At 59.0% G+C, this 25,283-nt stretch carries 23 protein-coding genes; 2 read left to right on the forward strand and 21 right to left on the reverse strand.

The features are described from left to right. Positions 1-80: 80 nt before the first annotated feature. Genes dut through DWY05_RS00105 form a run of 3 tightly spaced genes read right to left on the reverse strand, consistent with a single transcriptional unit; the run spans position 81 to position 1,473 of the window. Positions 81-524 (reverse strand): dUTP diphosphatase, encoded by a 444-nt coding sequence (gene dut, locus DWY05_RS00095; protein WP_117820601.1) that lies wholly within the window; start codon positions 522-524, stop codon positions 81-83. Positions 525-528: 4 nt separating this feature from the next. After that, the gene (gene nrdR / locus DWY05_RS00100) at positions 529-972 is read right to left on the reverse strand and encodes a transcriptional regulator NrdR (RefSeq protein ID WP_022093781.1); all 444 of its coding nucleotides are present in this window, start codon (positions 970-972) and stop codon (positions 529-531) included. Positions 973-1,023: 51 nt separating this feature from the next. Next, on the reverse strand, positions 1,024-1,473 hold the full coding sequence (locus DWY05_RS00105) for a LysM peptidoglycan-binding domain-containing protein (protein WP_158558680.1): 450 nt from the start codon (positions 1,471-1,473) through the stop codon (positions 1,024-1,026). 163 nt (positions 1,474-1,636) lie between these two features. On the opposite strand from DWY05_RS00105, the gene lexA reads away from it, so the two are divergent. Continuing rightward, positions 1,637-2,281 carry a transcriptional repressor LexA gene (gene lexA / locus DWY05_RS00110; protein WP_147335199.1) on the forward strand — a complete coding sequence of 215 codons (645 nt, stop codon included), beginning with the start codon at positions 1,637-1,639 and terminating at the stop codon, positions 2,279-2,281. Next, positions 2,281-2,985: a heparan-alpha-glucosaminide N-acetyltransferase gene (locus DWY05_RS00115; RefSeq protein WP_117820598.1), complete on the forward strand. Its 705-nt coding sequence runs from the start codon at positions 2,281-2,283 to the stop codon at positions 2,983-2,985. Before lexA ends, DWY05_RS00115 begins: the two co-directional genes overlap by 1 nt. Here the strand turns inward: DWY05_RS00115 and hflX are convergent. The 18 genes from hflX to recO all read right to left on the reverse strand — a co-directional run bounded on the left by hflX (position 2,970) and on the right by recO (position 25,268). After that, the gene (gene hflX, locus DWY05_RS00120; protein ID WP_117820597.1) at positions 2,970-4,259 is read right to left on the reverse strand and encodes a GTPase HflX; all 1,290 of its coding nucleotides are present in this window, start codon (positions 4,257-4,259) and stop codon (positions 2,970-2,972) included. The genes DWY05_RS00115 and hflX overlap by 16 nt on opposite strands. Next, positions 4,259-5,197, reverse strand: a complete 939-nt coding sequence (gene miaA / locus DWY05_RS00125) for a tRNA (adenosine(37)-N6)-dimethylallyltransferase MiaA (protein WP_117820596.1) — start codon at positions 5,195-5,197, stop codon at positions 4,259-4,261. Before miaA ends, hflX begins: the two co-directional genes overlap by 1 nt. After that, on the reverse strand, positions 5,197-6,567 hold the full coding sequence (miaB, locus tag DWY05_RS00130) for a tRNA (N6-isopentenyl adenosine(37)-C2)-methylthiotransferase MiaB (RefSeq protein ID WP_117820595.1): 1,371 nt from the start codon (positions 6,565-6,567) through the stop codon (positions 5,197-5,199). Before miaB ends, miaA begins: the two co-directional genes overlap by 1 nt. A 45-nt stretch (positions 6,568-6,612) precedes the next feature. Further along, a complete protein-coding gene (locus tag DWY05_RS00135; RefSeq protein ID WP_006235982.1) occupies positions 6,613-6,930 on the reverse strand; it encodes a stage V sporulation protein S in 318 nt (105 codons plus the stop codon). 74 nt (positions 6,931-7,004) lie between these two features. Beyond that, positions 7,005-8,090 carry an ATP-binding protein gene (locus tag DWY05_RS00140; protein ID WP_117820594.1) on the reverse strand — a complete coding sequence of 362 codons (1,086 nt, stop codon included), beginning with the start codon at positions 8,088-8,090 and terminating at the stop codon, positions 7,005-7,007. Position 8,091: 1 nt separating this feature from the next. Next, positions 8,092-9,642: a ribonuclease Y gene (rny, locus tag DWY05_RS00145; RefSeq protein WP_089573375.1), complete on the reverse strand. Its 1,551-nt coding sequence runs from the start codon at positions 9,640-9,642 to the stop codon at positions 8,092-8,094. A gap of 257 nt (positions 9,643-9,899) precedes the next feature. Next, complete coding sequence (locus tag DWY05_RS00150; RefSeq protein ID WP_117820593.1) at positions 9,900-10,592, reverse strand: regulatory protein RecX; 693 nt, start codon at positions 10,590-10,592, stop codon at positions 9,900-9,902. 11 nt (positions 10,593-10,603) lie between these two features. Continuing rightward, positions 10,604-11,752: a recombinase RecA gene (recA, locus tag DWY05_RS00155; RefSeq protein ID WP_022094695.1), complete on the reverse strand. Its 1,149-nt coding sequence runs from the start codon at positions 11,750-11,752 to the stop codon at positions 10,604-10,606. Between the two features lie 257 nt (positions 11,753-12,009). Then, entirely contained in the window at positions 12,010-12,540 is a 531-nt protein-coding gene (locus DWY05_RS00160; RefSeq protein ID WP_117820592.1) for a CinA family protein, read from the reverse strand. Positions 12,541-12,552: 12 nt separating this feature from the next. Next, the gene (pgsA, locus tag DWY05_RS00165; protein WP_006235973.1) at positions 12,553-13,101 is read right to left on the reverse strand and encodes a CDP-diacylglycerol--glycerol-3-phosphate 3-phosphatidyltransferase; all 549 of its coding nucleotides are present in this window, start codon (positions 13,099-13,101) and stop codon (positions 12,553-12,555) included. Between the two features lie 99 nt (positions 13,102-13,200). Continuing rightward, positions 13,201-14,550, reverse strand: a complete 1,350-nt coding sequence (gene rimO, locus DWY05_RS00170) for a 30S ribosomal protein S12 methylthiotransferase RimO (RefSeq protein ID WP_117820591.1) — start codon at positions 14,548-14,550, stop codon at positions 13,201-13,203. A 27-nt stretch (positions 14,551-14,577) separates the two neighbouring features. Further along, positions 14,578-15,075 carry a YajQ family cyclic di-GMP-binding protein gene (locus DWY05_RS00175; RefSeq protein ID WP_117820590.1) on the reverse strand — a complete coding sequence of 166 codons (498 nt, stop codon included), beginning with the start codon at positions 15,073-15,075 and terminating at the stop codon, positions 14,578-14,580. Positions 15,076-15,101: 26 nt separating this feature from the next. Then, positions 15,102-16,613 (reverse strand): RodZ family helix-turn-helix domain-containing protein, encoded by a 1,512-nt coding sequence (locus DWY05_RS00180; protein ID WP_117820589.1) that lies wholly within the window; start codon positions 16,611-16,613, stop codon positions 15,102-15,104. Beyond that, positions 16,613-19,393 carry a DNA translocase FtsK gene (locus DWY05_RS00185; protein WP_233503979.1) on the reverse strand — a complete coding sequence of 927 codons (2,781 nt, stop codon included), beginning with the start codon at positions 19,391-19,393 and terminating at the stop codon, positions 16,613-16,615. The genes DWY05_RS00180 and DWY05_RS00185 overlap by 1 nt, the downstream gene beginning before the upstream one ends. A 1-nt stretch (position 19,394) precedes the next feature. Beyond that, on the reverse strand, positions 19,395-21,065 hold the full coding sequence (locus DWY05_RS00190) for a ribonuclease J (protein WP_022094702.1): 1,671 nt from the start codon (positions 21,063-21,065) through the stop codon (positions 19,395-19,397). Between the two features lie 639 nt (positions 21,066-21,704). Further along, positions 21,705-23,951: a polyribonucleotide nucleotidyltransferase gene (locus DWY05_RS00195; RefSeq protein WP_099431791.1), complete on the reverse strand. Its 2,247-nt coding sequence runs from the start codon at positions 23,949-23,951 to the stop codon at positions 21,705-21,707. Between the two features lie 150 nt (positions 23,952-24,101). Then, on the reverse strand, positions 24,102-24,380 hold the full coding sequence (gene rpsO / locus DWY05_RS00200) for a 30S ribosomal protein S15 (RefSeq protein WP_099431792.1): 279 nt from the start codon (positions 24,378-24,380) through the stop codon (positions 24,102-24,104). Between the two features lie 138 nt (positions 24,381-24,518). After that, on the reverse strand, positions 24,519-25,268 hold the full coding sequence (gene recO, locus DWY05_RS00205) for a DNA repair protein RecO (RefSeq protein ID WP_117820588.1): 750 nt from the start codon (positions 25,266-25,268) through the stop codon (positions 24,519-24,521). Positions 25,269-25,283 lie beyond the last annotated feature (15 nt).

The following is a 25,283-nucleotide window of genomic DNA, read 5'->3' on the forward strand; positions in this document are numbered from 1 at the left end:
TCGCAGCGAGCGAAGCGAAGCGAGAATGTTTGAGCATGGAATGATATAGGTAAGCCCCGAGCGGGAGGGATACGAGCGCCCTAGGCGACGCCGCTGGAGCCGAAGCCTCCGTTGCCTCGGTCGGTTTCGTCTAGTTCTTCTACTTCTACGAGGTTGACCGTAGGGACTTCTTGGATGACGAGTTGGGCGATGCGGTCGCCTTTGTTGATTTGGATGTTGTTCGTGGGGTCTAGGTTGATGAGGATGACTTTAAGCTCTCCTCGGTAGTGGGCGTCGATGAGGCCCGGCGTGTTGACTATAGACAGGCCTTGCTTGATGGCCAGGCCGCTGCGGGGCTGGACGAAGCCGGCGTAGCCGTCGGGCAGGGCGATGGCTAGGCCCGTGGAGACCAGACGACGCTCAAAGGGCTTCAGAGTACAATCCTCGTTGGAACGCAGGTCAAGGCCGGCATCCGTAGGATGGGCGTATTTGGGAAGCTCGACGGTTGGGTCGAGACGTTTAATGTTAACGGTAATGTTGGACATGAAATCACCTTAGCTTGTCGAGCTCTTGCAGAAACTCATCGACGTCTTTGAAATCGCGGTAGACCGAGGCAAAGCGGATGTACGCCACCTTGTCGATCTTGGCCAAGCGCTTGAGCACCATGTCACCTAACTCATGGGACGTGACGGCCGTCAACGTGCGAGAGCGCAGCTCGACCTCGATGTCGTCAATGATCTCATTGAGCTTTTTAGTATCGATATCTCGCTTGATCGTGGCGCGCATCAATCCGACCAGCAGCTTATTGCGATCGAACCGCTGCTTAGTTCCGTCCGACTTAATGACCTCGATTGGGTCTTCGCATCGCTCGAACGTTGTAAAACGGTAGTTACACGAGCAACATTCGCGACGGCGCTTAATGGTGTTATTTGACTCCTGCATGCGGGAATCAACGACGCGGGTATGTGCCTTGCCGCATTTGGGACAGCGCATGGTACCTCCTCTTAAACGATAACAAGGGTACCATGCGCAGCGCGATAATGATTACGAACGAGCAGGAACCTTAAGATGCGCACCGGCGGCGAGCGAACCATGCTCCAGATGATTGACGTTACGGATCATGTCGGAAGTCTCTAGCGTGGAAAGGCCTTCGATAGGATATTCCTCGGCAAGAGACCAAAGAGAATCGCCAGGCTGAACGCGAATGGTCTCGTAGGTAACGTTGGAAACGGACTCGGCATACGCGGTGTGACGAGCGCTAAAGACCGACGTAGCAAGGACAAAGAAGAGCGTAAGCGAAACGGCAACAGCGACAATCGTCGGAACCTTCAGGGCAACGCGGGCCGGCGCGACTGCAGCCTGCTGATTGCGAGCAGACTTTACGGTCAAAGGCTGAAAGCCGGAACGGCCACCCTGAACAACAGTAAAAGCGGGCGCGGCAGGCGTCTCGAGCTTAAGGACGAGGTTTCCCTGGACCATATTCGTTGCGTTCATCATGTTCTCCTCTCGCGTGTTTTGCTGAGAACAGTTTTATCAAGCCGCGCGGACAAAAATATCTGGCGCGAGAACGAATGTTCGGTTATTATTATCTTCGAACAGTTGTTCCTGTCAAGCAAAATTCGAACATTTGTTTGACATGGGTAGAGAGGATGCCCTGATGGCTCGCAAAATTACCAAGCGTCAGCAGCAAATTTACGACTTCATCAAGGAATATCAGCAGGAGAAGGGTTATCCGCCCAGCGTGCGCGAGATGGCTTCTGCCGTGGGCCTTTCCTCCCCCAGCACCGTGCACGCTCATCTCTCTGCCCTGGAGGCGCGCGGGCTACTCAAGCGCGATGCCACCAAACCGCGCGCCCTGGAACTCTTTAACGAGGACGGCTCCTCGGTCTCAATTTCTAAATCTGACGAGCCCTCCGCACCTCGCGGAACGGTCTCGCTACCGCTCGTTGGTCGCGTCGCAGCTGGGATTCCCATTCTGGCCGAGCAGAATATCGAAGACACGTTTACTATCCCGACCGAAATCGCCACCGATCAGGGTTCCTTTATCCTTGAGGTGCATGGGAGCTCAATGATCAATGTCGGCATCTTCAATGGCGATTACATCATCGTCCGTGAACAAAAGAGTGCCATGAACGGCGAAATTGTCGTGGCCATGATTGATGGTTCAGCGACCGTCAAGACGTTCTACAAGGAGCAGGGGCGCGTGCGCTTGCAGCCCGAGAACGACACTATGGAGCCTATCTATGCGACGAACCCCGTTATTTTGGGTAAAGTTGTCGGTTTAATGCGCCGGTTCTCGTAATGCAAAAACGCATCACCATCTTTGATACCGTCCGCGGGTTTACGATGATTTCTATGGCAGGTTTTCACGCTTGCTACGATCTCGCCTACCTGTACGGCTGGGATATGCCCTGGTTTACCCAGTCAGTCTTTCAAGACATCTGGCGCGCCAGCATCAGCTGGGTATTTTTGTTTATCGCGGGTTGGATGTGTACCCTTTCGCGCAACAATATCAAACGTGCCGCCAAATACGCCTTAGCAGCACTCGTCGTCTGGGTGGCAACAACACTTGTCTCAGTCGACGATTCGGTTAATTTTGGCATCATCTACTGCATGGCCGCATGTACTGGCATCGTGGCGTTGACCGATCCCGTCCTTAAGAAGATATCGGCGAGATGGGGCATGCCCCTATGCCTTGTGTTGTTCGCCCTCACCTGGAGCATCCCCAAAACGACCTACCCTGTCCCCTACCTGGCGTGGCTGGGATTTCCGAGCCCTGGGTTTGTCTCGGGTGATTACTACCCCATCATCCCGTTTATCTTTATGTATCTTGCAGGATACTTCGCCGCACACATAGCGCAGGGAATCGATAAGACCGTCCCTAGCTGGGCCTACGCCAACCCCCTGCCGGCGCTCGCCAGCCTTGGACGTCACGCACTCCCCTTTTATCTGCTGCATCAGCCCATCATTCTGGGCATTTTGGAGCTCGTCTACTCGGTGCGATAACGCTCGAGCCGCGGTGCAATACGAGCCGGCAACTTCGCCACAATGCGAACACCGTCCTCGAGATATTCCTCATGCAGAAGGGTTCCCTGCTCATGCACCAGCGTGATGAGAGCGCCCTCGCGATACGGAATGTCAGCGGAGAGCAACACATCGGTGGCAGCTGCCTCACGAGCAATGCGATCGACGAGATCGTCGAGCCCCTCGCCCGTTTGGGCCGAGAACAGAACGGCTTCCGGATAGCGACGACGGAAACTCAATCGATCAACGCTATCGAGAAGATCGATTTTATTGAATACGGTCAGCGTTAAACGCTCTCCGGCGCCGATCTCATCGAGCACGCGGTCGACAGCCTCCAGCTGCCGCTCATAGTCCTCGTCAGACGCATCTACGACTTTGAGAATTAGATCGGCACCCAACACCTCGGACAGCGTCGATTTAAAGGCATCGACCAGACCATGCGGCAGCTTTTGAATAAAGCCGACGGTATCAGTAATCGTCATGCCGCGACCGCCGGGCAGGCGATACGAACGCGTCGTCGGGTCGAGCGTAGCAAACAGCTTGTCCTGAGAAAGTACCGTAGAGCCGGTCAGACGATTGAGCAACGTCGATTTACCGGCATTGGTATAACCGGCTAACGCGACGCGAAACGCCGGTGACTCAATGCGGCTCTTGGATTGAACATCGCGACGCTGTTCAACCTGCTTGAGCTCACGACAAAGCGCAGCGATCTTATTACGAATGAGGCGACGGTCGACCTCGAGCTGACTTTCGCCCTGACCAAAGCGTGAGCCGATGCCGCCGCGCGTCTGTTCCTTGGCGAGATGACTCCACATGCCACGCAGACGAGGCAACAGATATTGAAGCTGTGCCAGCTGTACCTGTAGGCGTCCCTCACGCGTCTGAGCATGAAGGCCAAAGATATCCAAGATCAGTGCAGTACGATCGATAATCTTTACCGGCTCGCCCACGGCTTTCTCCAAATAGGATAGCTGCGAGGGCGTCAGGTCGTCATCAAAAATAACGACATCGGCATCCATGCGATGTACCAGGCCGCACAGCTCTTCAACCTTACCGGAACCGATAAACGATTTAGGATACGGCTTTACCAAACGCTGCGATAAGCGTGCCACGCACTGGGCACCAGCCGTGTGGGCAAGACGCTCCAGCTCATCAAGCGAGCGATCGAGCGGCCATGCATTGTCGCGCCATTCAACACCAACCAAAATGGCACGCTCGGGCTCGGGTGCCGTGGGAACAAGAGGAAAACGGGCCATTAGGCAACCTCAATACGATGCAAGATATCCTCAACGACCTCATCGATTGTAAATTTATCCATATCAAACCACACGATACGATCATCGTGCTTAAACCACGAAAGCTGACGCTTGGCATAACGACGCGAACGCATCTTAATGAGTTCGCGAGCCTCATCCATGCTCATCACGCCATTAAAAGCATCGATGATCTCTTTATAGCCAATTGCCTGCATCGACGTCAGGGCATCTCCCAGCCCCTGGCCCATAAGACTGCGGACTTCATCGACAAGACCCTGCTCAAACATCAGATCGACGCGCAGATTAATGCGCTCGTAGAGCACCTCGCGATTACGCGTCAGACCAAACCATAGGGCGTGATAATGCTCGCGCGGAACACTAAACTGACTTTTTTGCTTTGCATAGGAGATACCATCATCATGCATCTCGAGCGCACGAATCACACGGCGCACGTTATGGGGATGAATAACAGCAGCCGATTCTGGATCGCGCTCGGCAAGCAGAGCATGCAGCTCTTCCTCGCCAATACGCTCGGCAAGCTCCTGATAGCCCGCACGGCGATCGTCCTCAAGTTCTCCCGAGGGAAAGTCCATCTCATCGAGGGCGGCCTTGAGATACAGGCCTGTACCCCCGCAAAACACCGGAAGACGTCCTGACCCGAGCAGACGATCAACATGCGCGCGAGCGTCGACCTGGTAAAGCGCCGCAGAGTACGCCACACCCGGCTCTACAATGTCGACGAGACGCAGCGGCGCCGTACACTCATTGGGCGCCATCTTTGCGGTACCGATGTCCATGCCGCGATAGATTTGCATCGCATCGCACGACAGCACTTCGGACGAAAGACGAGCTGCCAAACGGTCGGCAACATCACTCTTACCAACCGCCGTCGGACCGACGATCGCAACGGCGGAAAGACCTGCCCCGGGAGAAATCATTAGCGCGGCTCACCCACAACGGAGCCTGACAAATACCACGTCTTAGCAACGTCGACGTTAACATCAACGATCTTACCGACAAGCTGGTCGATGCTGTAACCCTCGGGGATGGGTGCATGCACGGTCTGATTCTTGGGACTCTTACCCAGCAGCACCGCATCGTTCTTTTTACTCGTTCCCTCAATGAGCGCCGGCACCACAGTATGAAGCTCGCCCTGGTTATACTCGTGTGCCGTGGTCTCGATAACCTTAACCAGGCGGTTGAAACGCTCGAGAATAACCTCATGCGGCGTAGGATCGTCAATCTCTGCGGCCGGGGTACCAGCGCGCTTGGAATAGATGAAGGTATAGGCCTGAGCATAGCGGACCGTCTCGGCAAGTGAGAGCGTCTGCTCAAAGTCTTCTTCAGTCTCGCCCGGGAAGCCCACGATAATGTCGGTCGAGAGCGCGATATCGGGCATGCGGTTGCGAATGCGATCGACAAGGCCCAGATAGTCCTCGCGTGTATAACGGCGATTCATCTCTTTGAGGATCCGCGTCGAACCGGACTGGACGGCCAAGTGCAGCTGCGGCATAACGGCAGGCGTCTCGGCCATGGCGTCGATGGTCTCGGGAAGCAGATCCTTGGGATGCGAAGACGTAAAGAAGATACGCTCCACACCCGTATCGCCCACGGCACGCAGCAGATCGGCAAAACGCGGCTTACCAAACAGATCGCGACCATATGAGTTAACGTTTTGGCCCAGCAGCGTAATCTCACGCACGCCCTGGCGTACCAAACCGGTCACCTCGTCGACAATCTCCTCGAAGGGACGGCTCTTTTCGCGACCGCGCACGTACGGTACGATGCAGTAGGTGCAGAAATTATTGCAGCCGGTCATGATGGGCACCCAGGCGTGATACTGGGTCTCGCGATGCCACGGCATGCTCATGGCATCCATATCCTCATGCTCATTGGTGCGGATATAACGCTTGCCGTCAAGGAACGCCTCGGCAATGAGCTCGGCCACATGCGCGATGGAATGCGTGCCAAAGATGACATTGACGTTATCGACGTTGGTGAGCAGGCCCTCGCCATCGCGCTGCGCGATGCAACCGCCAACAGCAACCACGCGCTTGCCCGAAGGCGAAGGCGGCAGGCTTTTGCAGGAATTGCACTGACCGTACAGGCGAGTATCGGCGGCCTCGCGCACGCAGCATGTCATGAAGACAACAATATCGGCATGCTCGGGATCGAGCGCCATAAGGCAACCATACGAATCGAGCAGACCGCTCACGCGCTCAGAGTCGTGCTGATTCATCTGGCAGCCAAAGGTGCGGATAAAGTAGGTTTTACCGGCAAGAATATCGCGTACGGAACGCTGGTCCATGTGAATAAGTCCTAACGATGGGGAGCAAAACGAGGCAATCAGAAGCTATGCCACAGGCTTAACATCATCCATGACGACGTTATCCATAGCAGCTCGATTGATCTGGTGAACGTAGATAGAAAGGCGGATGGCCGTGCGCGACTCCCCGTTAATGAGGATGTCGGAGAACACGGGCGCGCAGGAAATATCAAAACCGGTTGGGATCAAAAAACCGCGCGCGATAGCCACGGCCTTAATGGCCTGGTTGACCGCACCGGCGCCGACACACTGAATGTTGACGGGTACACCATCCTTGACCATGCCGGCGATGGCGCCGGCAACGGACGCGGGCGATGATTTGCTTGATACCTTCAGGCAATCCATGAAGAAACTCCTGCGTTTAAAAGTACGTTTTAACTGCAATAACTGTATCGTACCGAGTGGACTCGGTAAAGGCACTATTCCTCTTTGGCAAGATCAAAGGTCACGGTGATTCGATCACGCGAAACGCGAATCTTTGGGTCGCCGCAAAGGTTGAGATAGTACCGGGCGGCAAGGTCATTAAAGTCGCGCTCCACAGCACGCGAAAACTGTGCCATATCATCCTTGGCAATACGTAGCCCGCGACGATCCTTTGCGAGATCGACAGGAGCCGGCGCATGCGAGGACGAATCACGCTCGCGCAGCAGACGCGCGGTCACACCGCGAACGGGCTTAATCTGCCCTGCCAAAATGCGATGAGCCGTGCGCTCGGACATCTCAAGACCCAAACCAGCACAGATACGGATAAAGTCCTCGGCATCAGAAGCAAGGCCTAAACGATCGACAACCGGAAGCTCGCTCTCGTCGTCAATGAACAGGAGACGAGACGTATCGAGCCGGCTTGACGCCTGAGCATAAAGGGTCGCGGCAATCTCAGACGGAGAACCAAGGTAGACATCGCAACCACGCAACTCCTCGAGCGCAAACTCACAAGCAGCGCGAATAATATTATGCGGACCGCGAGCACAGACATAACGTCCGTCCTCATCCTTGACGGCCTGGGGCCAGCTGGACTGATCGGCACGCTCACTGAGGCGGTCGGCCGCGACGCTCACCTTAAAGGCTGAACCAAGATCGACACCGGACGTGACCACACGGGCCTCATCGGTGTTCTGCTTGATCGAAAACAATGCCATGCCACGACCGTGAACGCCCCAACGGTCCATCTTCATGCTCTCGAGCTTGGAGGTAACGCGAGCATCGAAGATTTGCTCTTGCATATCCTGCGGAACACCCGAGCCGTTATCCAGAAAGACAAGCGTGCGGACGCCATCTTCCTTGGTCGTAGCGAGAAAGACCTTGTCGGCGCCGGCATCGCGAGCATTACGGAGCATTTCGATGACGATATCCTCGACATGCTGAATGTCGTGCTTTGCCTGGCGCCGCTCGGCCTCCGAAACGCGGAGGCGGACATACCCCTCGCCAAGGTTCTCCTCGACGCGAAGGTTGCCCTCCCCCGACATCGACGCGATAAATGAGATGAGCTCGTTCGCGTCGCTCATGTTATTTAGCGATATCGACAGCGCGGCTCTCGCGAATCACGACAACGCGCACCTGACCGGGATACTCCATCTCTTCCTCGATCTGATGGGCGATATCGTGAGCCAGGACCGTGGACTGGGCATCGGAGATCTTGTCCGGCTGAACCATGACGTGAACCTCGCGACCAGCCTGCATGGCATAGGTACGCTCGACGCCGTCATGGGAGTTGGCGATCTCCTCGAGCTTCTCAAGACGCTTGATGTAGTTCTCGGCAGACTCGCGACGGGCACCGGGGCGAGAGGCAGAGACAGCATCGGCGGCCTGTACCAGGACATCGAGCACCGTGTTAGGGTCGACATCGGCATGGTGAGCCTCGATAGCGTGGACGATAACGGGCTTCTCGCCATAACGGCGGGCCAGCTCGGCACCGATGACGGCATGCGGGCCCTCGACGTCATGGTCGATTGCCTTGCCCAGGTCGTGCAGCAGGCCGGCGCGCTTGGCAGTCACAACGTCCAGGCCAAGCTCGGAAGCCATCACGCCGCACAGATCAGAGACCTCGAGAGAGTGCTGAAGCACGTTCTGACCAAACGAAGTACGGTAGCGCAGGGCACCAAGGGTCTTGACGATCTCGGGGTGCAGGTCGTGGATGCCGGTATCGAAGGCAGCCTGCTCGCCAGCCTCGCGCACGCGCTGCTGAACCAGGTCAGCGGCCTTGTGATACATCTCCTCGATACGGGCAGGGTGAATGCGGCCGTCGGCGATGAGGTTCTCGAGGGCGACACGGGCGGTCTCACGACGGACCGGGTCGAAGCTCGAAAGAACGACGGTCTCGGGCGTGTCGTCGATCACGAGGTTGACGCCGGAAACCTGCTCGAAGGTCCGGATGTTGCGACCCTCGCGACCGATGATACGGCCCTTGAGGTCATCAGAGGGAATGTGCACGGAGGTAACGGTGACCTCGGCAGTATGGTCGGCAGCGCAGCGCTGAATCGCCAGAGACAGAATCTCCTGGGCGGTCTTGTGGCACTCGGCGCGAACCTGCTGCTCGGACTCGCGAATGATCGTGGCAGCCTCGTGGGTGACCTCGCCGCGAACCTTATCGAGGAGCTCCTTGTGGGCGTCCTCGCGGGTAAGGTCGGCGATACGCTCGAGCTCGGAGGTCTGCTTTGCGCAGAGCTCCTCGAGCTCACGGGAGCGCTTCTCGACCTGACCGGCCTGGCTGGACAGCTGATGCTCGCGCTTGTCGAGAGCATCGTTGCGGCGATCGAGGGATTCCTCGCGCTGCATCACGCGGTTCTCGAGCGTACGAATCTCGTTCTTACGCTGCTTATCCTCGGCCTCAGCGGCCTGCTTGTTCTTGATGATCTCCTCTTTAGCCTCGAGCAGAGCCTCTTTTTTGAGGGTCTCGGCCTGACGCTTGGCATCACCGATCAGGGACTCAGCCTGTGCGTGTGCCGACTGAATCTTTTCGTCGGCCTCGTGAAGACTACCCTGCTTGGCGGTGCGCATGTAGGCAATGGCGGCGATGGCACCCAAAACGATGCCAACGAGCGCTGCGATGATAGGCATGCTCACTCCTTTTTATGGATTCGTTACACAACAAAGCGAACCGTCCTTACGAACGGCTCGCGACATTTGAGTAATATGGGCGCAGCTTATGCGGGTCGGATACAGATAAACATATAAACAAACTCATCAAAGATGAGCACATATCACAAAGCAAATGACGCTGTTTATCGTACGTTGAACCACAACAACTGTCAAATAAATGCCCCCAACACGGCGGCTAAAACACGGTGAACGGCAGGGCCACAAAACGCATACGCCTAAACCGCACATTCCTCACGTTCGGCATCGAGACGCGCCTTAACGGCATCGGCGGCGATGTGGTACGAAAAGCCCTTGCCCATCAAAAACCGAACCAGTTTTTCGAATCCGCGCGTCTCTGGAACACGCCGCTTGGCGAGCAGGGCTGACGCACGCGCCAAATCGTCCTCGACGGCAAAATAATCCTCGGGATAACCGGGAATGTCATCGAGCACGACATGACGGCGCTTGAGCTCGGTCTCGATTTTACGCTGTCCCCAACCGCGCCGCTTGCGTTCCTCGATAAAGTACGAGCAAAAGCGGTTCTCGTCTAAAAAGCGATACTCGGTGGCGCGCTCGACGGCGAAATCGATCGCGGACTGGTGAAAGCCGTAGCGAGCCAGCTTTTCACGGACCTCACCCGTCGCATGGTCGCGGCGCGATAACATCTCGGTCACCATGGTAAGTGCACATTTACGCTCGATGAGCTGCACCGCCTCACGAAAGTTATCCCAATCACAGGGAAGATCGGGGCGGTTTTTGACATAAAGCCGCGCGACCCGCACGGGGATCCAAATGGACCGCTCAAAACCGCCCTCAAGCTCACAATCGATATGTGCGCAAGGCTTTTTGGACGCATAGCCGCTCGAGAACGAGGAGGCCGCCTTCTTATCGGGAAAGACGACCGAGGCCTCGGTCACCGTATACGACATGAGCGTAACCGCTACTCGTCGTCATCATCGAGCATGGCGGAACCATCGATGGCGTAAAGCTCGTCAAACTCCTCAGGCGCAGGCTGATCGGTCAGCTCGACCTCGGATGGAGCATCGTCATCAAACTCAAGCCCGCAGGCAAGGCGGACCTTATGCTCAATCTCGTCGGCGCAATCGGGGTGTTCGCGCAGAAACGCCTTGGCGGCCTCGCGACCGTTGCCGAGCTTGTCCTCGCCATAGGCAAACCAGGAGCCCATCTTCTTGCAGATGCCGCACTCGACAGCCATGTCCAGAATCGAGCCCTCCTTAGAGATGCCCGTACCGTACATGATGTCAAACTCAGCAGAACGGAACGGAGCTGCCACCTTGTTCTTAACGACCTTGGCGCGCACGCGGTTACCGATAACCTCATCCTTAAGCTTAATGCTGTCGATGCGGCGAATGTCGATACGCACCGAAGAGAAGAACTTAAGGGCGCGGCCGCCCGTCGTGGTCTCGGGGTTGCCGAACATGACGCCGATCTTCTCTCGCAGCTGGTTAATGAAGATGCATGTCGTGTTGGACTTGGACAGCGAGCCGGCGAGCTTGCGGAGCGCCTGACTCATCAGGCGAGCTTGCAAACCGACCGTGGTATCGCCGATCTCTCCCTCGATCTCGGCACGCGGCGTCAGCGCGGCGACGGAGTCGACGACGATGGCATCGATGGCGCCGGAACGCACGAGCATGTCAACAATCTCGAGCGCCTGCTCACCCGTATCGGGTTGGGAAATCAGTACCTCGTCGATATCCACGCCAATGCGCGCGGCATACGTGGGATCGAGCGCGTGCTCGGCATCGATAAATGCCACCACGCCACCCATTGCCTGAGCCTCGGCCAGGATCTCGAGCGAAAGCGTCGTCTTACCGGAGGACTCAGGACCGTAGATCTCGACGATACGGCCGCGCGGCACACCGCCGATACCAAGAGCGGCATCGAGGGCCAGAGCCCCCGTGGGAATGGCCTCGACCTCGAGCTCGGGACCACCGTCGCCGTACCTCATGATGGAACCCTGGCCGAATTTCTTCTCGATCTCTGCCTTGGTGGTGGCGATCATCTCATCGCGCTCTTTACCCGTCGTGCGAGCATGAACGGTACGTACGGGACCTGAATTCTTGGCCATGAATAGCCCTCCTCTTAACAACCTGCATCGATAATAAACGAACGGCTGTTCGTGGTCAACCGTTCAGGCCAATCATATGCAGTCGACCTTTCCAAAACCCAACCAAACGCCGACCAAACACTGACCAAATGCTTGACCATATAGGGCCAAATATGAACAAGGCAGGCAAAAATACGTCTACAACCAGCACATACGCCAAATGTGCCTAAGGTCCCTATCTCCACAATTAAGGGGCCCTAAGGCCCCTTAAAACACGTCTATTCCATAGAGTTGAGCACAAGGGCAATGCGTCCCAATGCCTCCGCGACCGCATGGGCACGAACACACGAACGGTCGCCCTCATAGTGGCAGCGCACAGAGTCCACGACCGGCACTTCCCCATCAGCCGCGCGATACGCCCAGCCAATATAGAAAGTGCCAGCCGGATCGTCCTCAGTGCCGCCGCCGGGGCCGGCATAGCCCGTTGCGCTCACTGCAATATCGCTCTGATACAGCTCCAGCGAACCCGCCGCCATCTCGCGCGCGGTCTGATGCGACACCGCGGTATAGCGGTCGAGCGTCTCCTGCTCAACACCCAAAACGCGATGCTTAATCTCATCGCAGTAGGTCACCGCACCGCCACGCAGCACCGCCGAGGCACCCGGGATATCGGCAATCGTCGAGGCGATCATACCAGCCGTCAGCGACTCAGCCGTCGAAACCGTCACGCCCCGAGCGCTCGCGCGCTCGACAATATCACGCGCCAGCTCCTCATTATGTGCGGAAATCTGCTCAAAAAAGTCCGTCATACCCACCAGGACCTAGACCGAAAAGACGATCTTGCGGCAGTTCCAGAAGTACTGGGCGCCCGAGATAACGGTCAGGACAACGGCAACGGCGTACAGGAAGCGCGACACCGAGTAGATGCCGAGCGTCAGCGCCACCGGGCCAAGGTGCAAGCCGGCCATCGCAAAAACGCACAGGTAACCGCAGATGGAGACCATCGTGGTTGCCGTCTTGTACTTGCCGAGCTTATCGGCCGCAACGACCACACCGGCCGCACTCGCAACCATGCGAAGGGCGCTCACCAGAAGCTCACGGAACAGGATGATGAACACCGACCACACGGTTACGGCACCAAAGTCCAAGAACAGCAGCAGGGCCGAGAACACGAGCAGCTTATCGGCGATGGGGTCCAAGAATTTACCGAAGTCGGTGATCTCGTTGCGTGAACGAGCCAGATAACCGTCGACCTTATCGGTGCACGACAGGATCACATACAGAATGAAGGCAGCGGCGGCGAGCGGACCGTCGAAGGTGCTCCAATCCGTACCGGCAACGCTCGTGTGAGAAAGCGCCGAGACGATCATGAACACCGGGATAAAGACGATGCGCACGCACGTCACGATGTTGGCGGGCGTCCAGACACTCGTCAGTTCCTTATTGCTCTCGTTAGCCACGACGCTCTCCTACTCCACAACATGGCCGATAAGCTCATAGCAGAAGCTATCGGTAAACTCGACAGTCAGAATATCGCCCACGGACGCCTCGCTGGCGTCCAAGTGCACCGCGCCATCGGAATCGGGCGCCTGGAACCAGGCATGGCCGATCAGCTCGGCGCCGTCCTCGGTCTCCTCGATGCCGTCGACGATCACCTGGGCGCGCTCGCCCACATGTGCGGCGGTGGCGGCAAAACCGAGCGACTCGGCCAGGTCCATGGCCTCCTGGGCGCGCTCGAGCTTGACCTCTTCGTCGACCTGACCCTCCATCTTAGCGGCCAGGCTGCCCTCCTCCTGCGAGTATGCAAAGACGCTCGTGTAGTCAAAGCCGACGGTGTCCATAAAGTCGATAAGGTCGCGGAACTCGTCGTCGGTCTCGGTCGGGAAACCGACCATGGCCGTGGAACGGATTACGATGCCGGGGATGCGCTCACGCAGATCGCGGAACAGGTCCTCGAGCTCTTGGCGCGAACCGGAGCGACGCATGGCCTTAAGGATGCGTGCATCGCAGTGCTGCACGGGAATATCGATATAGGGCAGCACCTCGGGGGTATCGCGAATCGTCTCGATAAGCTCGTCAGTCATGCCCTCGGGCTGCAGGTAGAGAACGCGGACCCAGACGTTCTGCGGACGCACGGCCTCGGCGACGGCGCGCAGCAGCTGTGCCAGATTGCGCGGCGAGCCCTCGGCGACGTCATCATCCGCAAAGTCGGTGCCCCAGATGCCCGTGTCCTGGCCGATCAGCACGATCTCTCGCACGCCACCGGCAACCAAGTCGCGCACCTCGGAAATAATGCTCTCGGCACTACGCGAGTGATAGCGGCCGCGGATGTAGGGAATCATGCAGAAGCTGCAGAAGCGGTTGCAGCCATCGGAAATCTTGACATAAGCAACGGCACCCTCGACGGTACGCTTGACCTGCGGGATATAGGCTGCGATCTCACGCTCGACACCCAGCACGCCATCGATGACCGCCACGATGCCGTCCTCCTCGTCGGCCTTCACAAAGGCCGCGACCTCGGGCAGCTCGTCAGGCAGGTCGTCGCCATAGCGCGACGGCACACAGCCGCACATGACGATGGGACAAGAACGAACGCCGTCCTGAACCTCGTTGGCGAGCTCGAGCGTGGTCTCGATGCTCTCGGACGTTGCAGAGGCGAGGAACGAGCATGTATTGACGATGGCGATATCGGCATCCTGTGGGTCGAATGCCTCCTCGTAGCCCGCGGCGGTCAAAAGAGAACGCATGCGGTCGGTGTCAACCTCGTTCTTAGCGCACCCGAGGGTAATGTAGAGCACGGAGCCCAGCGGTGTAACCATGTTGGAGAGCGGTCCTTTCGAATGATATTAGCGGTAGTTGGTGAACTGCAGCGGCTGGCCGTAGTCCTGGTCGCGCAGGAACTGGATCACGGTCTGCAACGCGTCCTTCGAAGCAGAGGAAACACGCAGCTTGTCGGCCTCGATGGTCACCTTGACCTTGAGCTTTTGGTCCTTGATGTCCTTGTTGATCTTCTTGGCGGTCGCCTGGTCGATACCCTCGACGATATGGCCGAGCACGCGCACGGTGCCGCCCGATGCCGCCTGCGGAGCATCCCACGAGACAGCCTTGAGGTCGATGCCGCGCTTGATGAGCTTGGAGCTCAGCACATCGATGATCTGCTTGGAGACAAAGTCGGCCGGGGCGTTGATCGTAAAGAGCTTGTCGCCCTTCGAAAGCTCGATCGCGGCGCCGGAATCCTTCAGGTCATAGCGCTGGGAAATCTCGCGCGTGGTCTGCTGGAAGGCGTTGTCGACCTCTTGCATGTTGACCTCGGACACGACGTCGAAGCTGGAATCTTTAGCCATGATATTTCCTTTCGCGTACGAGCGGCTTAGTAGCTATCGTACGAATAGTCGGTAGAATCGGTGGGCGTCTGACCGTCAGTTGCGGTATCGGTGCCATCCGTGGACTGGGCATCGGTGCCGTCGGTGGTGTCGTTACCATCGGTGGCGTCGGCACCATCAGAACTTTCACCATTCTCGGAATCAGTCGTCTCCTTCTTGGGAACGGTGATCGTCACACGCGCCACGCCGGAGGTCTTGGTATCGTAACGGACCTTTTCACCGTTCTTGGTAACGGTGACATCGGAAGGCTTGGACGTGGTGATCTCGATCGAGGACTCGGGCGTGTACTCTTGCTCAAAGGGGCCAGTCGCCTGGGCGCCATAGACCGACTTGCCGTCGACCTTGACCTCAATCCACGCGGTCTTTCCCTTGGCAACGGAGACCTTGACCTTCGTAACCTCGTTCTCTTCCTTCTTGGCCGTCGTCTTGGTAGCGTCCGAATCAGTCGACTCATCCGTCGCCTCATCGGCGTCTTCGTCCTCGTCGACCGTTTCGGTCTTCTTAGAAGACTTCTTAGTCGTCGTCTTGGTGGCAGTGGGCGTCTCGGGCGTGGTCTCGGGCGCCGAAGATGCGCAGCCGCGCAGAAGCACCACGATGAGCACGATCAGCAGCAGCGCAACGGCGCCGATGCCGGTGTAGACGATACGCGGATCGAGCCCGGTGTTTTGAGGAGTACGTGATCCGCCGCGTCCGCGACTGGAACTGCTGCGGCCGCCTCCCTGAGGCATACGACCACGATTGCTATCGGAACGGCCGCGATAGCCACCCTGGCCCTGAAGGCCGCGCTGACCCGAGCGGGGCGCAAGTTCACCGCGGCCTTGATAGCCACGCTGGCCCGAACGCGGAGCCGAAGAGCGCTGGCCATACGGCTGTGATTGAGAGCGAAGACGCGGCGTCACCTGCGTGGTATCGGCATCCGCATAGCCACCGCGAGAGCGTCCCGTAGAGGCACCACGGTAACCGCGATCGGAATAGCCGCCGTCGCCGTAGCCGGCACGAGGGTCACGCGCCACGCCTCGGGCAGCGGGAAGTGCACGGTCCTCGGGCATCGGCGTACTGCGGAACCGGTCACGCTGTGAGCGAATCTCTTCGCCCGAACCCGTCTCGGTAATATAACCGGCCTGCTGAGGACGCTGTCCATAGCGGGTCGAACGACCGCCCTGAACCATCAGGAAGCGCCCGTTTTCGACCGAGGAACGCGAATTGACGTAGCCGGCGGCGTCCTGAAAACGACCGCCCTGCTGCGACGTCTCGCGTTCGTATGCCATCAGATCGTCAAAGTAGGCATTGACGACCTCGCGCGGATTGAGGCCCAAAAAGCGAGCATAGCTCGAAATCATGCCCTGCGCATAGCCGCGCGGCGGCATCGAAGCAAAGTTACCGGTCTCGAAAAACTCGATGATCTGCGGCCTGATTTTGATGGTGTTGGCGACTTGCTGAATGGAAAGGCCCATACGGCGACGCTGCTCAAGCAGCATGTCACCAAAGCGTGCAGCCATCAGAATCCTCCAAACTCACGATCTTCACGTGCCATCTCGGCGTCGACAGACTCCAGCGCGGCAAGCCCCTCCTCGTCCAACAGGACCTCGCGCGGCTTGGAACCGTCGGGCGGGCCGACGACACCCTTTTCTTCCAGCATATCCATAATACGCCCGGCACGCGCATAGCCAACCTTCAGACGACGTTGCAGGCCAGATGTGGAGCCAAGCTGCGATTCCACCACAATATGGGCGGCTTCCCAAATGAGCGGATCATCGTCTTGCGGCTCGGCGACTCCGGTACGGACAATGCCGCCGCCACCCGCCATGGACATGGAAGCGGGCGCCACGGCAGACAGGATCTCCTCGTGGTAGTCGGGCTCGCTCTGCGACTTGACAAACTCGACAATCTCGTTGATTTCGTCGTCCGAGACAAAGCAGCCCTGGATACGGCGAGGCTTGCCCCAGTCGACCTTGGAGAACAGCATGTCGCCCAAACCGGTAAGCTTTTCGGCACCCATCTGGTCGATAATGACGCGCGAGTCGATGCCCGTGGCGACGTTAAAGGCGATGCGGTTGGTGATGTTGGCCTTGATGAGGCCCGTCACCACGTTGGAGCTGGGGCGCTGCGTAGCCACGATAAGGTGAATACCGGCGGCACGGCCCAGCTGGGCGATACGAACGATCGAGGCCTCGACATCCTTACCGGCAACCATCATCAGATCCGAGAGCTCGTCAATGATGATGACCAGGTAGGGCATCTTTTGCGGCGGGTTGTCGTAATGCTCAAACTCGCCGGCGGCCTGCTTTTCGTTGTAGGTCGAGATCTTACGCACGTTAAGACGCTCGAAGACCTTCAGGCGACGCTCCATCTCGGACACGGCCCATTGCAGAGCGCTCGCGGCCTGCTTGGGCTCGGTCACTACAGGCACGTAAAGATGCGGCAGACCGTTATAGCCCGCAAGCTCGACGCGCTTGGGGTCGACCATGATCAGGCGAACGTCCTCGGGAAGGGCGCGCATGAGCAAGGTCGTGATGATGGAGTTGATCATGACCGACTTACCGGAACCCGTGGTACCGGCGATCAGCAGGTGGGGCATCTTGGCAAGGTCGGCGACGACCGGCGTACCCTCGGCATCTCGACCGATGGCGAGCTCGAGCGGACCGCCCTTCACATAGGGAAGCACGTCGCCCAGGTTGACGTTCTGGCGCTTGCGATTGGGGATCTCGATACCCACAAGCGAGGTGCCGGGGATCGGGGCAAAGATACGCACCGACTGGGCAGCAAGCGATAGCGCGATATCGTCCTCGAGGCTCGAAATCTTGCTCACGCGCTCGCCCTCGCCAGGTTGCAGCTTAAAGGTCGTCACCGTGGGGCCGGCGATCCAGCCGACCACGCGGGCACTACGACCAAACTCCAGCAAGGTGGACTGAAGCGACTCGGCAGTCTGTTCCAGCTCCTTGTCAGAAGACGCGGAGGAAGCCGACTGCGGGTTGGCATGCAGAATCTCAAGTGGCGGAAGTTTGAGGCCGTCCTCTTCTTCGCCCTCGTTATCTGCGGCGCCGCCATCCGCTCCCCCATCGCTAGCCGCAGCCGATTCGACAGCACTCAAGGCAGGCGCATCGGCAACCTTGGGATGCTTCAAGAAATCGGGGATCTGAGGTGCTGCCGAGACAGGATTCACGGCAAACGGCGGCTCGGACTCGTCGATCTTATCGGGGTCGTCTTCCATCGAAAGCTGACCGGTTACCTGGTCGCGCTTTGCATGGCGACGCGGCAGCAAAGTTGTCTTTGCGGTCTCAATCGGAGCCTCGTCGTCCTCGTCATCGCCCTCGGTGAGCTCAATCTCGCTCTCGGACCAAGACGGGTCGGGCTCACTCGTATTGAGTTTGGGCGCAGCCTTGCCCTTCTTGGCATGGCGGCGCGGCAACAGCGTCGTCTTAGCGCGCTCAGCTTCCACGGCATCGGACACGTCGACAAACGGATCCTCGTCCTCGTCGTCATCGTCCAAAACCGGGTCCACATCGTTGCCCATGACCGTGGTCACGGCAGCATCGGAGCCCTTTTGACGAAGAATGCTCAGGTGAGGACGGGCAACGCCGGGCACCGACAGGGCCTCATCGTCACCCCACGGACTCGCGTTAACATCGGCACGACGGCGCTCGGCAAAATCGGCCGCACGGTCGCGAGCAGAGCGCAAAACGCCGCCCACCGAAAAGCCGATGATGACCAGGCCCACGACGACAAGGCCCAACAGGACCACCATCGCGATAGGCTTACCCAGGGCATTCTGCAGCGCACTCGCAATAAACGCACCAATGTAGCCACCCGAGGCGGACAGATTTTGCGGCGTGAACATAAGGTCGCACGAGTCGCTCGTACCTGGCACCATCAACGAAAGAATGGAGACGACGGCGATAAAGACCACGGCGCCGCCCGCAACAGAGCGCGCGTTGAGCGGCGAGTCCTCGCCTAAAAAGAGCGTGGCGGCAAACAGCAAAATGACGATCGGCAGCACGTAGGCGCCCAGACCGAAGCCCAAGTGGTAGAAACCGGCAACCGCAGCCGTAACGGGCGCAGTCGCCGGCGAAATCACGGCAATAAAGGACGCAATCGCCAAAACAGCAATGACCACGCCGGCGATATCGCGGTTGGCCGAGGGCTCGACCAAGGGCTCGAAATCATCGAACTCGGACTCGTGGCCCTTATTGGCACGCAGATGGGAACCGGCACCCTTAGCAGATGCCGGCTGGTTGTTGGCTTTATTGCCTTTGGCGTTTTGTGCAGATCCGCGCGCCAAACTAAACCTCCATGACGACCGGGATGATCATCGGACGGGTACGCGTACGGCTCCAAATGAAGTTGGAGAGCGAATCGCGCACGGCCTTACGAATAGCATCGGAGCCGCTGCTGGTAAAGCTAAACTTGCCCTTCTCGATCGTCTTCATGATGGACGCGGAGGCATCCTCGGAGAATTGATCGTCGATGGCAAACGAAACACCGCGGCCCGAGAACTCGATGGCCTCGATCTTCTTGTGCTTGAGCGAGACGATGGCAACGGCTGTGACCATGCCGTCGTTGGCGAGCTTTTGACGGTCGCGCAGGACGATGGGGTCGGTGTCGCCGATGCGCAGGCCGTCAACATAGACGACGCCGGACTCGACGGGCGTACCGCGCTTGACGATACCGCCGCGCATCTCGAGCGTGTCGCCGTTATCGAGAATAAAGATATGATCGTCCTTGAGACCCATCTTGCGGGCCAGCTGGGCATGGGCGCGCAGGTGCACGGCCTCACCGTGAACCGGCATAAAGTACGTGGGCTTGGCCATGGCCATCAGGAGCTTGAGCTCCTCCTGGCTACCGTGACCGGAGACGTGGACGAGAGCGCGGTTCTTATCCCACACGTCGCAGCCGAGCTTGGCAAGGCTGTTGACGACCTGCTGGACGGCTTTCTCATTGCCGGGAACAGGAGTTGCAGAGAGGATAACGGTATCGCCCTCGTGGATGGAAAGCGTCTTGTGCTCGCCATTGGCCATGCGGGACAGAGCCGACAGCGGCTCGCCCTGCGAACCAGTGCACATGACGACGATCTTGTCGTCGGGCAGGTTATCAATGTCGAAGGCATCGATGATATCGGCGTCATCAATGTTGAGGTAGCCCAGCTCACGCGCCACGCGGGTGTTCGTGAGCATAGAGCGACCGGTCACAACGACCTTACGGCCGCACTTGCGGGCGGCATCGCAGATCTGCTGCAAACGATGGATGTGGCTCGAGAACGATGCGACGAACACGCGACCCGGGGCGTTCTTGATGGCGTGCAGCAGGTTGGGACCAACCTCTGCCTCGGACTTGGTAAAGCCGGGAACCGTGGCGTTGGTAGAGTCGGAAAGCAGCAGGTCGATGCCCTGCTTGGCAAAGCGGCTGATAGCGGCATAGTCGGGCGTGACGCCGTCGATGGGCGTCTGGTCGAGCTTAAAGTCGCCGGTGTGCATAACGGTGCCCTGATTGGTGCGGATGAACACGCCCAGAGCGCCGGGGATGGAGTGCGTCATCGAGAAGAAGTCGAGCGAGATGCCGCCGAGGTTGACATGGCTGCCGCCCTTGACCTCGCGGAACTTGGGTGCGCGGATGCGGAACTCAGAAAGCTTGCCCTCGATAAAACCAAGCGTCAGCTTGCTCGAGAAGATGGGCACCTTATTGTTGAGGTCCTGCAGCAGATACGGAAGCGAACCGGTGTGGTCCTCGTGGCCGTGGGTGACGACGATACCGCGGAGCTTCTCCTCGTTCTCTAGAACATAGGTGTAGTCGGGAAGCACCAGGTCGATACCGGGCTGGGAGTCATCCGGGAACATGAGACCGGCGTCGACGAGCACCATGTCGTCGCCGCACTCGAAGACCGTCATGTTCTTGCCGATGCCGTCAAGGCCGCCGAGCGGGATGATCTTCAAGGGAGATGATTTTTTAGCTGCCATAGGTTAGTGTGGTTTCCTTTCTTCGAAACGGGTCTGGAACAACCGACGGGGCGCTTCTGGCAAACCGACCGCCGGGAACGTACAAACATGCATCGCAGAGTCGATGCAGTAACCACAGTATGATACCCATTTGCCCACCAACAGACCACCCATGCATCAAAGCCCCATCTGAACCAGTCTATCCCGCCGGTTTCCCGTGGGGCGGGCACTGATGAAGTTTCCTGCTCTACAGTCCTGCTCACGACGGAGGCCACATTAAGTGGCCTCCTGTTCGTGCGGAACTCGCGATAAACTTCATCAGTGCCCGCCCCACGGGAAACCTGCCAATAAGGGACAAGTTCATTTTGGTTGGTTTTATCTGGGAAAATACTGCTACGTCTATCAACAGACCTGAAATCTGACCACTGATTAGACTATCTAACTAAATAGCGAGCGGCACTAACCAGCCCTTTTGCTCGTGCCCGGGAGGGACGCATATGAAGTTTATCGCGAGTTCCGCACGCAAAGGAAAGCACTTAATGTGCTTTCCGTCTTGCGCAGGACTGTAGAGCAGGAAACTTCATATGCGGCCCTCCCGGGCACGAGCAAAAGGGCGACCCCCTTAGGAGTCGCCCTTGTTGAGCTGCTTATGTACGGCTGTTACTCGGCGTCGTGGTGACGGCGAGGCTTTCGGCCTCCGTTGTCGCCGGGACGGCGCGGACGGTCGCTGCGCTCGGAGCGCTCGCGACGCGGACGCTCACGACGCTGGAAGTGCTCGCCGTCGCCCTCGGAGGCACCCTCGGCGCGAGCCGGGGCCTCGGGCTTATCAAGACGATCGAGCGAGATTTTGCCGCGATCGTCGACCTCGATGACGACGACCTTGACCTCGTCGCCCACGTTGAGGACGTCCTCGACCTTCTCCACGCGGCCCTTGGCGACGCGGGAGATGTGCAGCAGGCCGTCCTTACCGGGCAGCAGGTTGACGAAGGCGCCGAAGGGCTGGATGGAGACCACGCGACCGGTGTACTCCTCGCCCGGCTCGGGAACCTTGATGATGAGCTTGATACGCTCGACGGCCTGGTCGACGGACTCGCCGGTGCCGCCGACAAAGACGGTGCCGTCCTCCTGGATGTCGACCGAGGCGCCGGTCTCGTCCTGGATACCGCGGATGACCTTACCGCCGGAACCGATGACGTCGCGGATCTTGTCGGTCGGAACCTGGATGGAAACGATGCGCGGAGCAGTGCTGCGCGTGGTGTGGCGCGGCTCGGGGATCACATCGAGCATCTTCTGCAGGATGAAGGCGCGACCCTCCTTGGCCTGCTGCAGAGCGCGGGCCAGGATGTCGAAGGTGAGGCCGGTGGCCTTGTTGTCCATCTGCAGGGCGGTGATGCCCTCGGTGGTGCCGGTGACCTTAAAGTCCATGTCGCCCAGGAAGTCCTCGAGACCCTGGATGTCGGACAGGACCACGGTCTTGCCCTCCTCCTGGATCAGGCCCATGGCGATACCGGAGACCGGGCGCTTAATGGGCACGCCGCCGTCCATAAGGGCGAGCGTGGAGCCGCAGGTCGAAGCCATCGAAGAGGAGCCGTTGGACTCCATGACCTCGGAGACGACGCGGATGGCGTAGGGGAACTCGTTCTCGTCGGGGAGCACCGGAAGCAGAGCGCGCTCGGCCAGGTTGCCGTGGCCGATCTCGCGGCGCTTGGGGCTGCCCATGCGGCCGGTCTCGCCGGTGCAAAACGGCGGGAAGTTGTAGTGGTGCATGTAGCGCTTGCCCTCGGTGGGCTCGATGGTATCCAGACGCTGGCCCTCGTTGAGCATACCGAGCGACAGGACGGAAAGCACCTGGGTCTGGCCACGCTGGAACAAACCGGAGCCGTGAACGAGCGGCAGGTAGTTATCCTTCACCATGATGGGGCGAATCTCATCGGCGGCACGGCCGTCGACGCGCTCGCCGGTCTCGACGACCATGGTGCGCATGGCCTTCTTCTCGAGCTTCTTGAGCGCCACGGGAATCTCGCGCTCCCAAGCGGACTGCTCCTCCTCGGTGAACTCGGCACGGATGGACTCCTTCAGAGCCTCGACCTTGCCGATACGGGAGAGCTTGTCGGCGTCGCGAAGGGCGGCTGCCATCTCGTCGTAGTGGGCGAAGATGCGCTCCTGGACCTCCTCGACGGGCTGGTCGAGCGGGTACTCCTTCTTGACGATAGCGCCGTTGACCTGCTCCCACTCGGCGACGAACTCATCCTGAGCCTGGCAGAAGGCAGCAAGGGCCTCCTGGCCAAACTTCATGGCGGCGAGCATGTCGTCCTCGGAGATCTCCTCGGCGCCGGCCTCGACCATCGAGATGAAGTCGGCAGAGCCGCCCAGCTCCAGGTCCAGATCGGAGTTCTCGCGCTCCTCGTAGGTGGGGTTGACGATAAACTCGCCGGTCTCCACGTTACGGCCGATACGCACGCAGGCAAGCGGGCCCTCGAAGGGCACGCCGCCGAGCGTCATGGCCAGGGAAGCACCCATGACGTTGATGACATCGAAGGGGTTGACCTGGTCGGCGACGAGCGAGGTAGCGACGATGTGTACCTCGTTGCGGAAGCCGTCCGGGAAGCTCGGGCGAATCGGACGGTCGATCATGCGCGCGGTGAGCGTGGCCTTCTCGCTGGGACGGCCCTCACGCTTGAGGTAACCACCCGGGATGCGGCCGGCTGCGTACATCTTCTCGTTGAAGTCGACGGTCAGCGGGAAAAAGTCGTAGTTCTTGCGCTCCTTGGAGACGACCACGGTGTCGAGCATCGTGGTGTCGCCCTGCTTGACCAGGCAGGCGCCGGTGGCCTGCTTGGCAAGCTCGCCCGACTCAAAGGTGTAGGTCTTGCCGTACAGCTCAAAGGTCTTGGATACGAGTGTCATTGTTCTCCTTTACCCCACAGGCCCCTTGCCTGCAGGCTTCTCATGTGACGCGGGCCCCCTGCCCCCGCCACGCTTCAGAGCGTGATTGTTCGCGCCCTTACACAAAAAGAGCGCCCCGCTGCGCAGGACGCTCTTAGCATGTACAAATCCTTACTGGATGTTGTCGCGGATGCCCAGAGCCTTGATGAGCTCACGATACTCGACGATGTCGTTCTTCTTGATGTAGGAGAGAAGACGACGACGACGGCCGACGAGCATGAGCAGGCCACGACGGGTGTGGAAGTCCTTCTGGTGGGACTTCATGTGCTCGGTCAGCTCCTTGATGCGCTCGGTCAGGATGGCGACCTGAACCTTGGGGTTGCCGGTGTCGACCGGGGTGTTACCGAACTGAGCAGTCAGCTCTGCCTTGCGCTCTTTGGAAACAGTCATTGTTTCACCTTTCGTTTCTTGTCGCCCGCGGGCGACGCTATTCGCCTCGGACTGGGAAGCCGCCGGTGGAGCGAGCATCCAAGGTCGAGGTACCAACAGGTCGGTATGTTACCACAAGCAGCCCGCGCCTGCGCATCATCACCGACCCAACATGAATTCCATCGCACGGAGACGTTGATCTGTGTGCGTCGCAGCCCACACGTGCGAAAGCCCCAGCAAAAAGGCAGCGGTATGGGGGTCGACCCTCTCGGCCATGAGTGCATCGAACGTCATGGACATGAGGGCGCGCAGCCATGCGACCTCACCGGTCGACACCAGCTCGGCACCCGGAACGCTCGACGCGCACGACCCGCACATGAGACCGCCCGCCTGGGGCGAAAAATACGACAACATGGGGTCTCCGCACAGCACGCAGGCCGAAAAATCGGGTCGGTAGCCAACGTGGGACAGCAGCTTAAAGACATATGCCGCCACAAGTAGATCCATATGCGCCGCGTCGAGCCCGCCGCCCACCAAGGCAAGCGCTCGCTGCGTGATGGCAAAGGTAAACGGGTCCTCGGCGTCCTCGAACGAGCACACGCGCGCCACCTCGGCAATCGCGCTTGCGGCGCAAGTCGTCTCGTAATCGGGCGAGGCGCCGAGCGGCGCCTCCATGAGCTCGGCCTGAGAAACCACGTCGAGCGACCGACCATGCGCGAGCAGCATATCGACGGTGCAGAACAGCTCGCAGCGCGCCGCCAAGCGCCCGCCGGGTTTGCGCGCGCCCTTTGCCACGGCACGAACCTGCCGACCCCGCTCGTCAAGCATCGTCAGAATCAGGTCGGTCTCTTTGAGCTTGGTCTTATCGAGGACGAGCACCTTCATGCGATATGTCCGGGAGCCTGCCATGCGCGCCGCGCGCCC

It is taken from the genome of Collinsella sp. AF23-4AC (assembly GCF_003462685.1).
GTDB lineage: Bacteria > Actinomycetota > Coriobacteriia > Coriobacteriales > Coriobacteriaceae > Collinsella.

Excerpts from the sequence above, each read along its gene's own strand:
- dut (WP_117820601.1), bottom strand. The coding sequence starts at position 524 with ATGTCCAACATTACCGTTAACATTAAACGTCTCGACCCAACCGTCGAG.
- nrdR (WP_022093781.1), bottom strand. The coding sequence starts at position 972 with ATGCGCTGTCCCAAATGCGGCAAGGCACATACCCGCGTCGTTGATTCC.
- DWY05_RS00105 (WP_158558680.1), bottom strand. The coding sequence starts at position 1,473 with ATGAACGCAACGAATATGGTCCAGGGAAACCTCGTCCTTAAGCTCGAG.
- lexA (WP_147335199.1), top strand. The coding sequence starts at position 1,637 with ATGGCTCGCAAAATTACCAAGCGTCAGCAGCAAATTTACGACTTCATC.
- DWY05_RS00115 (WP_117820598.1), top strand. The coding sequence starts at position 2,281 with ATGCAAAAACGCATCACCATCTTTGATACCGTCCGCGGGTTTACGATG.
- hflX (WP_117820597.1), bottom strand. The coding sequence starts at position 4,259 with ATGGCCCGTTTTCCTCTTGTTCCCACGGCACCCGAGCCCGAGCGTGCC.
- miaA (WP_117820596.1), bottom strand. The coding sequence starts at position 5,197 with ATGATTTCTCCCGGGGCAGGTCTTTCCGCCGTTGCGATCGTCGGTCCG.
- miaB (WP_117820595.1), bottom strand. The coding sequence starts at position 6,567 with ATGGACCAGCGTTCCGTACGCGATATTCTTGCCGGTAAAACCTACTTT.
- DWY05_RS00135 (WP_006235982.1), bottom strand. The coding sequence starts at position 6,930 with ATGGATTGCCTGAAGGTATCAAGCAAATCATCGCCCGCGTCCGTTGCC.
- DWY05_RS00140 (WP_117820594.1), bottom strand. The coding sequence starts at position 8,090 with ATGAGCGACGCGAACGAGCTCATCTCATTTATCGCGTCGATGTCGGGG.
- rny (WP_089573375.1), bottom strand. The coding sequence starts at position 9,642 with ATGCCTATCATCGCAGCGCTCGTTGGCATCGTTTTGGGTGCCATCGCC.
- DWY05_RS00150 (WP_117820593.1), bottom strand. The coding sequence starts at position 10,592 with ATGTCGTATACGGTGACCGAGGCCTCGGTCGTCTTTCCCGATAAGAAG.
- recA (WP_022094695.1), bottom strand. The coding sequence starts at position 11,752 with ATGGCCAAGAATTCAGGTCCCGTACGTACCGTTCATGCTCGCACGACG.
- DWY05_RS00160 (WP_117820592.1), bottom strand. The coding sequence starts at position 12,540 with ATGACGGACTTTTTTGAGCAGATTTCCGCACATAATGAGGAGCTGGCG.
- pgsA (WP_006235973.1), bottom strand. The coding sequence starts at position 13,101 with ATGATCGTCTCGGCGCTTTCTCACACGAGCGTTGCCGGTACGGATTGG.
- rimO (WP_117820591.1), bottom strand. The coding sequence starts at position 14,550 with ATGGTTACACCGCTGGGCTCCGTGCTCTACATTACCCTCGGGTGCGCT.
- DWY05_RS00175 (WP_117820590.1), bottom strand. The coding sequence starts at position 15,075 with ATGGCTAAAGATTCCAGCTTCGACGTCGTGTCCGAGGTCAACATGCAA.
- DWY05_RS00180 (WP_117820589.1), bottom strand. The coding sequence starts at position 16,613 with ATGGCTGCACGCTTTGGTGACATGCTGCTTGAGCAGCGTCGCCGTATG.
- DWY05_RS00190 (WP_022094702.1), bottom strand. The coding sequence starts at position 21,065 with ATGGCAGCTAAAAAATCATCTCCCTTGAAGATCATCCCGCTCGGCGGC.
- DWY05_RS00195 (WP_099431791.1), bottom strand. The coding sequence starts at position 23,951 with ATGACACTCGTATCCAAGACCTTTGAGCTGTACGGCAAGACCTACACC.
- rpsO (WP_099431792.1), bottom strand. The coding sequence starts at position 24,380 with ATGACTGTTTCCAAAGAGCGCAAGGCAGAGCTGACTGCTCAGTTCGGT.
- recO (WP_117820588.1), bottom strand. The coding sequence starts at position 25,268 with ATGGCAGGCTCCCGGACATATCGCATGAAGGTGCTCGTCCTCGATAAG.